This window comes from Halorubrum sp. SS7, assembly GCF_005435055.1.
Classification (GTDB): Archaea; Halobacteriota; Halobacteria; order Halobacteriales; family Haloferacaceae; genus Halorubrum; species Halorubrum salinarum.
In genome coordinates, this window is record NZ_SGXV01000016.1 from 12,214 (window position 1) to 25,205 (window position 12,992).

The following is a 12,992-nucleotide window of genomic DNA, read 5'->3' on the forward strand; positions in this document are numbered from 1 at the left end:
AACCGCGGCCACGGCCGGCATGAACCTCGACCTCACCGAACGACTCGCCGACGGCGACGGCGGGACGCCGCTCGGACGGCTCCCGTGGGTCGACGACGGTGCCGGCGCGTGTCGGTGCGAGCCGACGTTCCGCGAGCCCGTGGGGACGGGCGTCGAGGACCGGGTCGTGCTCGACGTCGACGCCGACGGCTGCCCCGGGCGCGGCGACCTCGCCGCGAGCCCGGACTGCCTCGCGACCGTCGTCTCGGCGCTCGCCGACCGCGACGCCGACGTGATCAGGACGCGGCACCGCGGCCGAGAGCGCTCCTACGCCGACCGGGCGGCCGAGCTCCTGATCGCCGCGGGACGGTTCCGCGAGCGGATCGGGTTCCACGAGGAACGGCTCGCCGACCGTGTCGTCCGCGACCCGCTCGGCGCGGCGGCGGAGGCGGCCGGCCGCGCGGGCCCCGCGAAGCGCGTCGCGACCGAGACGGGGCTGCTGTCGGCCGCCGAAGAGCTCGCCGGAGGCGCGGACGGCGTCGATGGCGACCGCGACCTCGGCGACCTCGGCGAGATCCTCCGCGCGCACGTCGGCCCGACGGCCGCGACAGCGCGCGTCGCGGCCGCGCCGCCGCCGGGCGCGACGCTGGTCGACCGCTGGACGGTCGCGACCGGGGCGACCGTCCGGCTCTACGAGGGCGACGACTCCCTCAGGACGTACCACCTCACGCCGCCGAGCGCCGACTTGGACGCCGACGCCGTCGCGACGCTAGCCGACGCGCGGGACCGGCTGCTCGGCGATCCCCGCGGGGGCGACAGAGCGCCCGGACGAGCGGTTCGATCGGCCGCGGACGACGGCGACCCGGTCGCGGACCTGACCGAGGTGCTGCGGCGGCACACGCACGGCTACGGCGCGTTCGAGCACGTCTTCGCCGACGAGCGCGTGAGCGACGCGACGGTGACGGCGCCGGTGGCGGAGAACCCGCTCCGCGTGGTCCTCGACGGCGAGCGGTGCCGGACGAACGTCCGGCTCCCGCCGGAGGGGGCGGCCACGCTGGCGTCCAGGCTCCGGCGGGAGAGCGGGCGGGCGTTCTCGCGTGCGACCCCGACGCTCGACGCGACGATCGAGTCCGAGACCGGGCGCGTCAGGGTCGCCGCGGCCACGGCGCCGGCGAGCGACGGCCTCTCGTTCACCTTCCGCCGCGGCGACCCGGAGGCGTGGACGCTCGCTCGGCTGGCGTCCGTCGACACGCTCACGCCCGCGGCCGCCGGGCTGTTGTCGGTCGCCGTCGAGCGCGGCGTGGCCGGGCTGATCGCCGGGGGACGGGCCGCGGGGAAGACGACCGCGCTCGGAGCGCTGCTGTGGGAACTGCCCGCCGAAACGCGGACGGTCGTCGTCGAAGACACGCCGGAACTGCCAGTCGACGCGCTCGCGGACGCCGGCCGGGACGCCCAGCGGCTCCGCGTCGGGGACGGCGCCGAGCTCGCGCCGGCGGACGCCGTGCGGACCGCGCTCCGCATGGGCGGCGGCGCGCTGAGCGTGGGCGAGGTGCGCGGCGAGGAGGCGCGGGCGCTGTACGAGGCGATGCGCGTCGGCGCCGCCGGCGAGACGGTCCTCGGGACGATCCACGGCGAGGACCCGGCGGCCGTCGAGGAGCGCGTCGTCACCGACCTCGGCGTCCCCCGCTCGTCGTTCGCCGCGACCGACCTGATCGCGGTGCTCGACTCCCACCGCGTCGAATCGATCGTCGAGGTCGCCGACCGCGGCGAGGGGGTGAGCTTCGAGCCGCTCTTCGAGCGCACCCGGGACGGACTCGTCGCGACGGGGCGGATCGACCGCGGCGAGAGCCGACTGATCGAGGGCCTCGCGGGCAGGGACGAGTCGTACGCGGCGGTACGAGCGGCCGTCGATCGGCGGGCCGACGGGATCCGGGAAGCGGTTCGGACCGGGCGGACCGCCCCGGCCAGGTACGTGGGGGGCGACCGATGACGGGAACCCAGTCGCCCCGATCCGACAGATCGGTCAGATCGAGCGACGAAGGGGAGGGGGCCTCGGAGGAGCTACGGCGGGCGGTCGCGTTCCTCGGGTGGGACCGCTCCCCCGAACGGATCGTCAGCCTCGGGTACCGGATCGGAGTCGTCGCGGGCGGGGTCGTCACCGCCGTCGCGGCGCTCGTCGCCGGCGCGGTCGCCGCCGCACCCGCGGGGCTGGCCGCCTTCGTCGGCGGGGTCCACGCGGTCCATCGGGCGCCGGTCTGGCTCGCCTCGCTCAGGCGGACGCGGGCGCTCGGCGCGGCGCCGGGGCTCGTCGGTCGACTCGTGTTGCGGATGCGCCTCGACCCCTCGACAGAGCGCGCGGTGCGGTTCGCCGGGCGGACCGGGGACGGGCCGCTGGCCGCGGCGCTCGCCCGCCACGAGCGGGGGAGCGCGGACGGGCCGACGAGCGGCCTTCAGGCGTTCGCACGCGAGTGGCGCCCGTGGTTCCCGGCGATCGACCGCGCCGCGGCGCTGGTCCGGACGGCTGCGACGGCGCCGCCCGAGCGCCGCGGACGGTGCCTCGACCGCGCGCTCGACGCGACGCTCTCCGGGACGACCGACCGGCTCGCGTCGTTCGTCGGCGCGGTTCGGGGCCCGGTCTCCGCGCTGTACGCGTTCGGCGTGTTGCTCCCGCTGGCGCTCATCGCATTGCTTCCCGCGGGCGCCGCCGCCGGCGTCGCGATCGGCCCCGGGCTCGTCGCCGGCCTGTACCTCGTCGCGCTCCCGAGCGGGCTGGTGGCCGCCTCGGCGTGGCTGCTCTTCCGTCGCCCGGTCGCGTTCCCGCCGCCGCGGATCGACGGCGATCACCCCGACGTGCCGGACCGGGGCGGGTCGGCGCTCCTCGCCGGCCTCGCGCTCGGCGCGGCGGCAGCCGTCGTCGCCGCGCGGCTCGTGGCGCCGTGGGCGTGGCCGGTCGCGGGCGTCGGCGTCGGCGTCGGGAGCGCGCTGTTCGTTCTCGCGCGGCCCCGTCGGGCGGTGCTGTCGGACGTGCGCGACGTGGAGCGGGGACTCCCCGACGCGATGACCGTGATCGGCGGCGACGTGGCCGAGGGGATCGCGGTCGAGACCGCCGTCGCGAACGCCGGCGAGCGGCTGGACGGCGCGACAGGCGAGGTGTTCGAGCGCGCCGGGCGGCGCAGCGACACGCTGCGGGTCGGCGTCCGCGAGGCGTTCCTCGGGCGGGGCGGCCCGGCGGCCGCCGTCCCGTCGCCCAGGCTCCGCGGCGCAATCGCGCTGCTCGCCGTCGCCGCGCGGGAGGGAAGGCCCGCCGGCGACGTGCTGCTGGAGCTCGCGGACCAGCTGGAGTCCCTGCGCGACCTCGAACGCGACGCGCGCCGCCAGCTGGCGACCGTCACGGGGACCCTCTCGAACACCGCCGCCGTGTTCGCGCCGCTCGTCGGCGGGGCGACCGTCGCGCTCGCGACCGGGATCGACGCGGTCGACGTCGGTGGGCTCGGTGTCGGGGCGGCGGCGGGCGCCGACGCGCTCGGCGGCGGGCTGAGCGCCGGCGGCGGCGCGGGCGTCGAAGCGGGGGGCGCCGCAGGCGGGAGCGGTCCGGCTGGGGCGAGCGGCGGCGCGGGGACACTGTCGGTGCCGGTGCTCGGCCGGATCGTGGGGACGTACGTGCTGCTGCTCGCCGCGCTCCTCACCGGGCTGGCGACGGGGCTGGAACGCGGGTTCGACCGGACGCTGGTGGCGTATCGGATCGGGATCGCGCTGCCGACGGCCACCGCGACGTTCCTCGTCGCGTTCGCCGGCGCCGGCCTGCTGTTCTGATACTTGGCGGGGGAGGACGCGACGGCGGTCGACGCCGGCCAGCGCCACCGGCCCGCGACCCCGATCCTTTATATACCAAACCGCGGCCAGCCGCGCCATGTTCGAGACCCACCTCGACGCCACGTACGCGTGGCTCGGCCTGGCCGTCGTGAGCGTCGCGGCCGTCGGCGTGGCGGCCGCGTTTCCAGCCTCGCCGCCGCCGGACGCCGACGGCGTCGCGCGCACGGTCGACTCGGTCGCGGACGGGGAGTATCCGGCGACCGCCGAGCACGGAATCGCGGCGGACCGGATCCGGATCTCGGCGGGCGCCGTCTCGCTCGGCGACGATCGGGGAACGGCGCGGGCGGCACTCGACGCGCCGCGGATCACGCCGGTGGTCCGGCCGACGGCGGGCGTGGCGCCGGCCGCGGTGACGGACGCCCGGCTCCGGCGCGTACTCGACGGCGCGCCGCCGGACGCGGCGTTCGACGACCCGTCGGCGTTCGCGGCTGCGGCCGAGCGGGCGCGGGCGGCGGACGCGACCTGGACGCCGGCGCCGGAGCGGATCACGGTCCGACGGGTACACTACGGCGACGTCCGCGTCACGCTCGTGGGGTGATCGCGCGTGTTACCGGACTCCGCGAGGCCGGGCGATTCGACGGCGCCGGGGGCGACGACGGACCCGGCTCCTCCGTTCCCGGCCGCCAATCGCGCCGCCGTCGAGCCGGTTGCCGCGCTCGTCGCGGTGATCGTCGTCGGACTCGCGCTGGGACTGTACGCCGGCGCGTTCGCGGACGCGGCGCCCGACGAGGACCGAGCGAGCGCGACGGCGGCGCTCGACCGCGTCGAGGACGCGGTCACCGTCGGGGGCGTGGTCGACCCGAAGCGGCTGCGGCGGGCGGAGGCGCCGGGGACGGCGACGGCGATCGAACTGGAGGCGGGCGGCGAGCGGTGGTCGGCCGCGTCCGGTCCGGAGGCGCCGGGACCGCCGGGGGCCCGGTCGCCGGAGGCGGTCGCGGTCGCCGAGCGGCGGGTGACGGTGCGCGTGGCGCCGGGACGGAACGTCCGGGGGACGCTCCGGGCGGTGGTGTGGCGGTGACCAGCACCGTCCTCGACGTGACGGTGCTGCTGCTGTGCGTCTCCGCCAGCGTCGTCGCGCTCGGCGCGACCGACGCCGGCGGTCCCGGCGGCCCGACCCCGACCGACGCCGCCGACCGACTCGTCACAGAGACCGCGACCGTGGCGTACCCGGACGGGGACGCGCCGAACGGCACGCGGCGCGTCACCGCGACGCGGGCGGAGCTGCTCGCGCTGCTCGCCGTCCGCGACGCCGAAGGGGCGTTCGACCGCGAGGCCGTCGCGTCCGTTCGCGCGGGAATCGGGCCGCGGACGCGCGTCGACGCGACGGTCCGGCGCGACGACGCAGCGAGCCGGAGCGGCGCCGCCGGGGGCATACCGGGCAGCGACGCGCGGCGGCGCTCCGGGGCCCCACCGGCGCGAGGCGAGGCCGCCTCGTCACCGCATTCGATCGTCGGTGCGGCGGTTCCGACGCGGGGAGTCAGCGGGCGGGGCCGAGCGCACGGCGTGGACGACGCGGGAGGGTCGGTCGCCGTCGGCCCCGAGCCGCCGCGAACCGCCGACGTCGCCGTCGCCGTGGTCCGACAGCCGGTCCCGGACGGGTTCAGCGATGCGAGCGGCGAACGCCGCCCGTCGAAGGGCGTCGTTCGGATCGTCGTCAGGAGGTGGTGAGCGTGGGGAATCGAGGGCGCGGTCGGTCCCCGAACGCCGGTCGCGCGCGGACGTTCGCCGTCGACGAGCGGGCGCGGGTCCCGTTCGCGCTCGTCGGCGTGCTGCTGCTCGTGACGAGTTCGGCGTACGCCGCGGGCCTCGCCGAGCAGGGGCTGGTCGGGGAGGACCGCCGCGTCGAGCGCGCCGTGGAGCGCGTCGACGCCGACGCCACCGCCGCGCTCAGGAGCGCCGCCCGCGAGGCTGCCCACGACGCGGCGGCGGCCCCGGTGACGCGCGCGCCGGAGGGGACCGGGCCCGGGGCCGAAGCGGTCCGCGAGGGGTCCGCGTTCGAGGACGCGTTCCGGATTCGACTCGCCATCGCCGGCGCCGAGGCGCTGCGCGCGGTCGAGAGCGATCACGGCGCCGTGACGGCGAGCGTCTCGCTCCCGCCCGTCGACTCGGCGGACGACCTCGTCGCCGCGCGCGACCGGGTCCGCGTCGAACCGGCCGCCAACGGTACCGCGACCCGGGTCACCTTCGAGGGCGTCGCGACGACCGCGACCCGGGACGGTCGGACGGTCGTCAACCGAACGCGACCGCGGACGGTCACGGTCGCCGTCCCGACGCTGGCCGCTCACGAGCGGACCGAGCGGTTCGAGCGCCGGCTCAACCGCGGGCCTGTGGAGGGACCCGGACTCGGGCGACAGGTCACCGCCAGCCTCTACGCGATGGCGTGGGCCCGCGGGTACGGCCAGTACGCCGGCGCCCCCGTCGAGAACGTCGTCGCGAACCGGCACGTCGAGCTGTCGACGAACGCCGGCATCGTCCGCGTCCAGCGGGACGTGTTCGGGACCAGCGACCCCGACGCGCGCGGCGGCGTCGCCCGGGCGACCGCTCGCACCGGCGTGACCGACCTGCTGTCGCCGACCGGCGTCCGCGAGGCCGCCTGGACCGACGCCGTCCTCGGCGCGCCGACGCCGACCGGGGACGTGGAGGGAGAGTCCGCGGCTTCGACCGGCGACGCGACGGCGAGCGAGGACGCCGCCTTCGACCCGGGCGGGGAGGCGACGGGCGAGACCGCCACGGTCGAGGTCGGTCACGCGGCCGACCGCGCCGCGACCCGCGTCCACGACGACCTCGAATCGATCCTGCGGGCGAGCCACCGCGTCGAGGCGACGGCGGAGGCGGAGGCGACGCGGGTCGTCGACGGCGGCCCCGTGTCGCCGGACCGACCGCGCTCTCGGCTCGACAAACCGTGGCGCCGCGTCGACACGTCGCGGACGGAACGCGTCCGCGTGACCGACGGGAGCGAGCTCCGGACGGGGACCGACGGCGCGACCGTGTCTGCGGGCGAGTCGGTGTCGTTCGGCCGCGCGACCCGGACGGTCGTCGTCGAGCGCACCGCGACCGCGACGTGGGAGCGCCGGGTCGTCGAGCGCGGGCCGAACGGGACGGTCGCGAACGTGAGCGTCGACCGCGCCGTGACGCGGGATGAGGCGACGGACCGCTACCGCGTCCGCGTGTCGGTGGCCGGAACGTACGCGCCGCGCGTCGACGCGCCCGACCGGCCGACGGCGACGTTCGGGGCCGCCGAGGGCCGCGGCGTCGCCGGTCCGGACCTCGCGAACACCCCGGCGGCCGCGCGGGCGGAACTCGGCGTCGAGACCGATCGCGACGTCGACCGACTGGCGCGCGAGGCCGTCGAGTTCGGCGACGAGACGCGGTCGGCGGTCGTGTACGGCGACCGCTCCGACGCGGACGTGGACCGGATCGCGAGGGACGTCTCGGAGCTGTCCGAGCGCGTCCGCGGGGTGGAGACCGAGGCGTCGATGACCGACGCGGCGGTCGGCGAGTCGACGCCGTACCGGGACCTCGCCGCGGCCGTGCGCGACCGCCGGGAGCGCCTCCGGGACGCCCCGGCGAGGTACGACGGCGCCGTCGACCGGGCGCGCGTCGCCGCCCGCGTCGCGTACCTCGACGCCGTGGTCGCGGAGTTGGAGTCGGCGGCCGAGGACCGGGAGGCGGCGACCGACGGCGTCCTCGACCGCGTGAACGACGCGTTCGGGGGCCCGCCGGTGGGCGAGGTGATCGCCAGCCGCGAGGCCGCCCGCGACCCGGGGACCTACGCCGTCGGCGGCGGTGGGCCGGGCGGCGCCGTCACGTTCGCGCCGGAGGGGTCGCCGGGGTACCTCCCGCGGACGGCGGTCGACGGCGAGCGCGTCGCGGGCGTGGACGGCACGACGACGCGACCGCTCGCGACACGGAACGTGAACTACGTCACGCTCCCGTACGGGGACGTCTCCGGGGGGATCGCGGACCGGATCCTGGGCACCGACGACACGGTCCGGATCGGCGTCGCCGGGCAGGCGCTCCTCGCGGCCGACGAGGCGCTCGCGGCGGCCGACGGCGACGACCTGCGCGCCGACCGCCGCGCACTCGCCGGGCGGGTCGACGCCTCGCTGCGACGGGTCGACGAGGCGCTGGCGGCGCGGCTCGCGGAGCGGACGGACCTCTCGCGCGGACGGCGGAAGGCGGTCTTGGACGCCGTCGCGGCCGAGTACGACTCGCTCGGCGAGCGGGCCGTCGCGGTCGGCGACGGCGAGTACCCGAACCGCGTCGCGGCGGAGGCGGCCCGGGTCGGGTCCCTGTCGTCGGCCGAGCGGCTCGGGCTCGCGGCGCACCTCCGCGTCGAGGCGCGTGCGGAGGCGGGGCGAGACGCGGTCCGCGTGCCGGCCCGGTTCGTCGACGAGGCGACCGCCGCGTCCCGCGCGATTCGCCGGAAGCGGGTCGAGTCGGCGATCGAGGGGCGCGCGAGGAAGGCGGTCGCGTCGGTCCCGGACGAGCGGGTCCCGGAGCCCGTTCGGACCGTCGGCGCGGGGCTGCCGGTCGCGCCCGTGCCAGGGTACTGGGTGGCGACGGTCAACGCGTGGCACGTCGAGGTGCGCGGGGAGTACCCGCGGTTCGCCCTCCGCGCGAACGTCGGAACGCCCGGGCGCCCGTTCGAGTACGTCCGAGAGCCCGGCGCGGTCAGCGTCGAGGTGGACGGCGAGTCGGTCGCGCTCGGCGCCACGGAGCCGGTCGCGTTCGAGACGCGGACGGTCATTGTCGTCGCCGTCCCCGCCGGACCGCCCGGCGTCGGCGACGTCGGCGGGACGCGCGAGGAGACGTCCGCCGGCTGGCCGTGTCCGGGGCCGCTGACAGCGTCGCCGGGTGACGGAGACGAGTGTACGGCGGGGTGAACGGCGGCGGGAACCGAGCGGCACGCGCCCGACCGCAGGCGTTTTGAGACGGCGCGACCGAGTGAGGGTATGTTCCACGAGGTCGTCGACGGTCGCGGCGCCGGACCCGACGTCGACGCCGACGAGCCGGCGGCGGAGGAGTTGCTCGCCGCCTTCGAGGCGATGGTGACGGAGGCGGCCGCGGCGGTCGACCCCGACCGGCTGGTCGGGGAGGTCGGACTGACCGAGGCGGACGCGGACGCCCTCCGCGACGGGGAGGTCGCGGCGCTCTCGCTCGACGACGCGACCGCCGTCCTCGCGGCGGCGAACCCGGACCGAGACGCCGACGCGATGGTGGCCGAGGTGCGCGACCACCTGCTGATGGGGATGGCGACCGCCGTCCTCGACGTCGACGCGATCGCCGCGAAGATCGACGCCGACCTCACCGGCCAGGAGGTCCAGCAGGCGTTGGAGGGGCGGACGAGGATGACCCTCGGGCAGCTCGCCGAGATCCTCGCGGTCATCGAGCGACGCAAGCCATGAGGGTCGTCGTCGTCGGATGCGGCTACATCGGGCTGGCGCTGGCGGACCAGCTCGACGCCCGCGGTCACGCGGTGACCGGCGTCCGGCGGTCGGACGCGGGGCTCGACGCGGTCGACGCCGTCGGCCCCGATGTCGAGGCCGTCCGCGCGGACGCGACCGATCCGGCGTCGCTCTCGGCGCTCCCGGACGCGGACGCGGTCGTCTTCGCGGCCAGTTCCGGCGGGCGCGGCGCCGACGCGGCGCGGGCGGTGTACGTCGACGGCCTGGCGAACGTCGTCGACGAGTACGGCTCGCGGGCGTCGCCGCCGGACCGACTGGTGTACACCTCCTCGACGGGCGTGTACGGCGACCACGACGGCGGGTGGGTCGACGAGGAGACGCCGGTCGAGCCGACCACCGAGAAGACCCGCGTCCTCGCCGAGGCGGAGCGGATCGCGACCGAGCGGACGGCGGACGCCGGGATCGACGGGACGGTCGTCCGGTTCGCGGGGCTGTACGGCCCCGAGCGGTACCGGCTGGAGCGGTACGTGGAGGGGCCGGTGACGGCCGGCTACCTGAACATGGTCCACCGCGACGACGCCGCGGGGTCGGTCCGGCACCTGCTGGAGACAGATCAGGCGCGCGACCGCGCCGTCCTCGTCGTCGACGACGAGCCGGTCGACAAGCACGCGTTCGCCGACTGGCTCGCGGACGCCTGCGGCGTCCCGCGCCCGGAGAAGCTGTCGAAGGACGAGCGGATCGCGGCCGGCGACCTCTCCGCGGCAGCGGAGCGCCGGATCCGGACGAGCAAGCGGTGCTCGAACGCGCTGCTCCGCGAGCTCGGCTACGAGTTCGCCCACCCCACGTTCCGGTCGGGGTACCGCGACGCCGTGCGCGCGTTCCGGGCGCGGCGCGAGTAGAGCGCCCCCGTCGAACCGCGACCGCGCCGCCGCAGGGCCGCGGGATCGCGGGGCGTTCCGTCGGTTCCGGTCGGTCGGAACGGTAACGAACCTTCATGTGTCGGGAGCGACTCGCCACAACGCATGCGAGCGATGAGCGCGGTCGGCGACCGGTTTTCGCAGGCGGCGACCATGGCCCGGGAGAACCCCGAGCTCGCCGTCGCCGCGGCGCTCGTCGTCCTGATCGCCGTCGGCGTCGGCCTGGTCGTCCTCCGGTCCCGGCGGACGGCCGGGGTGAAGTTCCGCCGACTGCTGGCCGCCGAAGACGAGATCACGGTGTTGATGCACCCCAACCCGGACCCCGACGCGATGTCGGCCGCGGTCGGGGTCGCCTCGCTCGCCGACCAGGTGGACGTCGACGCCACCGTCCAGTACCCCGGTCAGATCCGCCATCAAGAGAACCGAGCGTTCCGGACGGTCCTCGATCTCGAACTGGAGCCGATCGAGCACGTGAGCGACCTCGCGGCGGAGTCGGTCGTCCTGGTCGACCACAACGAGCCGCGGGGGTTCGCCGGCGCCGACGGCGTGTTGCCGATGGCGGTCGTCGACCACCATCCCGGGGACGGCGCCGGCGAGCTGTTCACCGACGTGCGGACGGACTACGGCGCGACCGCGTCGGTCGTCGCCGAGTACTTCCGGGACAACGACGCGGTCCCCGTCCCGCCGGACAAGCACGCGAGCGAGACGGCGAGCGACCTCACGCTGTCGACGGACACGGCGACGGGCCTGCTGTACGGAATCTTGGCGGACACGAAACACCTCACCGTCGGCGCCAGCGAGCCCGACTTCGCGGCGGCCGCCTACCTCTACCCCGGCGTCGACCAGGACCGGCTCGACCGCATCGCGAACCCCGCGGTCGACGCGGAGGTGCTGGAGGTGAAGGCCCGGGCGATCGCGGGGCGTCGGATCGAGGGGTCGTTCGCGGTCGCCGACGTCGGCGGCGTGAACAACGTCGACGCGATCCCGCAGGCCGCGGACGAGTTGATCCAGCTGGAGGGAGTCAGCGCCGTCGTGGTGATCGGCGAGCGCGACGAGACCGTCCACCTCTCGGGACGGTCGCGCGACGACCGGGTCCACATGGGCAACGCGATAGCGGCGGTGTTAGACGACGTGGACAACGGGAACGGCGGCGGGCACTCCCGGATGGGCGGCGGGACGATCGAACCGGAGGTCGACCCCACCGGAGAGGGGGAACCGGAGACCGTCGACCGCGACGCGCTCGCCGACGGGCTGTTCCGCGCGATGGCGGGCGACGTGTGACCGGGTCGGCGAGCCGACGGTCGCCGCGACGCCCCCGGCGGCGCGACGCGCGGATTTAAGTCTCGGGCCGCGGTGCGTCCGACATGGACATCGATGCGTCGGTCGACGACGGCTGGCTCGCGCTCGCCGGCGTCGGCGCCGGCTACGGGATCGCGGTCGGACTGGTGTTCCTGCTGGTCTTCGTCGCGCCGTACCTCGTCGTGGCGGCGCTGTAACGAGCGCTTCGACGGGAGAGGACGGTCGAGAAAGGGCTGAGCGGCCGCGACGCGATCAGGCGAACGCCAGCGAGTCGTCGGCGTTCGTCTCCTCGTCCTGACGGAGCTTCTCGTGGGCCTCGAGGAAGTCGTCGAGTGTGACCTCCGTGCGGTCGTCGCGGATGGCGAACATCCCGGCCTCCGTACAGATCGCCTTGATGTCGGCGCCGGACGCGTCGGGGGTCAGCTCGGCGAGCTCGGCGAAGTCGACGCCGTCGGCGAGGTTCATGTTGCGGGTGTGGATCTGGAAGATGATCTCGCGGCCCTCGGTCTCCGGCTTGGGCACCTCGATGAGGCGGTCGAAGCGGCCGGGACGGAGGATCGCGGGGTCGAGCATGTCGAAGCGGTTGGTCGCGGCGATGATCCGGACCTCGCCGCGCTCGTCGAAGCCGTCCATCTCGGAGAGCAGCTGCATCATCGTGCGCTGGACCTCGGCGTCGCCCGAGGTCTTCGAGTCCGTCCGCTTCGAGGCGATGGCGTCGATCTCGTCGATGAACAGGACGGCGGGCTGGTTCTCGCGGGCGACCTCGAACAGGTCTCGGACCAGCTTTGCGCCCTCGCCGATGAACTTGTGGACCAGCTCGGAGCCGGCCATCTTGATGAACGTCGCGTCCGTCTCGTTGGCGACGGCCTTCGCGAGCATCGTCTTGCCCGTTCCGGGCGGCCCGTACAGCAGGACGCCGCTCGGGGGCGTGATGCCCACGTCCTCGAACATGTCGGGGTGTTCGAGCGGCATCTCGACGGTCTCGCGGACCTCCTGCATCTGGTCTTCGAGCCCGCCGATGTCGGCGTAGGTGACGTCCGGCGAGTGCTCGACCTGCATGACGCGGGCGCGGACGTCGGTCTCCTTCTCCAGCTTCTTGACCACCGACAGCGAGTTGTTGACCGCGACGCGGTCGTCGGGGTCGAGCTTCTCGCGCATCTCGTCGGTGATCTCGGTGAGCGCCTCCTGGTTGTTGCCGTGCTGTTTGATCACGGCGCCGTCGGGCGTGATCTCCTGGACCGTCGCCACGAACAGCGGGGACTGCTTCAGCTTCTTGTTCTCGTGGGTGAGCCGTTCGAGCTTCTGCTGGTACTTGTTGTTCTCCGCGTTGGCGTCGAGGAGCTTGTCGCGCATCTCCTCGTTCTGGGACTCTAAGACGTCGAGCCGCTCCTGTAAGGAGTCGATCTTCTCCTGTTTCGACGCCGCTCCCTCGTCGTAGGGCATATCGACGTCGTCGACGGTGTCGCTCATTGTGTTTATTAAAGCGTCTCGCGGATAAGAGGCTTCGGGTGGGGGC

11 protein-coding genes are annotated in these 12,992 nt (G+C 75.6%); 10 read left to right on the top strand and 1 reads right to left on the bottom strand.

The genetic code is table 11. From position 1 onward, the window contains the following. Positions 1 to 19: 19 nt before the first annotated feature. The 10 genes from EXE44_RS13320 (at position 20) to EXE44_RS21920 (ending at position 11,673) form a co-directional block, all read left to right on the top strand. Positions 20 to 1,969: an ATPase, T2SS/T4P/T4SS family gene (locus EXE44_RS13320; RefSeq protein WP_137717555.1), complete on the top strand. Its 1,950-nt coding sequence runs from the start codon at positions 20 to 22 to the stop codon at positions 1,967 to 1,969. Beyond that, positions 1,966 to 3,792 carry a type II secretion system protein gene (locus EXE44_RS13325; RefSeq protein WP_137717556.1) on the top strand — a complete coding sequence of 609 codons (1,827 nt, stop codon included), beginning with the start codon at positions 1,966 to 1,968 and terminating at the stop codon, positions 3,790 to 3,792. Before EXE44_RS13320 ends, EXE44_RS13325 begins: the two co-directional genes overlap by 4 nt. A 97-nt stretch (positions 3,793 to 3,889) precedes the next feature. Further along, positions 3,890 to 4,390, top strand: a complete 501-nt coding sequence (locus tag EXE44_RS13330) for a hypothetical protein (protein ID WP_137717557.1) — start codon at positions 3,890 to 3,892, stop codon at positions 4,388 to 4,390. A 6-nt stretch (positions 4,391 to 4,396) separates the two neighbouring features. Then, positions 4,397 to 4,870: a hypothetical protein gene (locus EXE44_RS13335; protein WP_137717558.1), complete on the top strand. Its 474-nt coding sequence runs from the start codon at positions 4,397 to 4,399 to the stop codon at positions 4,868 to 4,870. Beyond that, positions 4,861 to 5,520 carry a hypothetical protein gene (locus tag EXE44_RS13340; protein WP_137717559.1) on the top strand — a complete coding sequence of 220 codons (660 nt, stop codon included), beginning with the start codon at positions 4,861 to 4,863 and terminating at the stop codon, positions 5,518 to 5,520. Before EXE44_RS13335 ends, EXE44_RS13340 begins: the two co-directional genes overlap by 10 nt. Continuing rightward, positions 5,514 to 8,738, top strand: coding sequence for a hypothetical protein (locus EXE44_RS13345; protein WP_137717560.1), 3,225 nt, complete (start codon positions 5,514 to 5,516; stop codon positions 8,736 to 8,738). The genes EXE44_RS13340 and EXE44_RS13345 overlap by 7 nt, the downstream gene beginning before the upstream one ends. A gap of 69 nt (positions 8,739 to 8,807) precedes the next feature. After that, a complete protein-coding gene (locus tag EXE44_RS13350; protein WP_137717561.1) occupies positions 8,808 to 9,260 on the top strand; it encodes a DUF5791 family protein in 453 nt (150 codons plus the stop codon). After that, complete coding sequence (locus EXE44_RS13355; RefSeq protein WP_137717562.1) at positions 9,257 to 10,159, top strand: SDR family oxidoreductase; 903 nt, start codon at positions 9,257 to 9,259, stop codon at positions 10,157 to 10,159. The genes EXE44_RS13350 and EXE44_RS13355 overlap by 4 nt, the downstream gene beginning before the upstream one ends. A 123-nt stretch (positions 10,160 to 10,282) precedes the next feature. Then, positions 10,283 to 11,458 carry a bifunctional oligoribonuclease/PAP phosphatase NrnA gene (locus EXE44_RS13360; protein WP_137717563.1) on the top strand — a complete coding sequence of 392 codons (1,176 nt, stop codon included), beginning with the start codon at positions 10,283 to 10,285 and terminating at the stop codon, positions 11,456 to 11,458. Between the two features lie 83 nt (positions 11,459 to 11,541). Beyond that, the gene (locus EXE44_RS21920; protein ID WP_255409713.1) at positions 11,542 to 11,673 is read left to right on the top strand and encodes a hypothetical protein; all 132 of its coding nucleotides are present in this window, start codon (positions 11,542 to 11,544) and stop codon (positions 11,671 to 11,673) included. Positions 11,674 to 11,728: 55 nt separating this feature from the next. Here EXE44_RS21920 and EXE44_RS13365 read toward each other — a convergent pair whose 3' ends face one another. Continuing rightward, positions 11,729 to 12,946, bottom strand: coding sequence for a proteasome-activating nucleotidase (locus EXE44_RS13365; protein WP_137717564.1), 1,218 nt, complete (start codon positions 12,944 to 12,946; stop codon positions 11,729 to 11,731). Positions 12,947 to 12,992 lie beyond the last annotated feature (46 nt).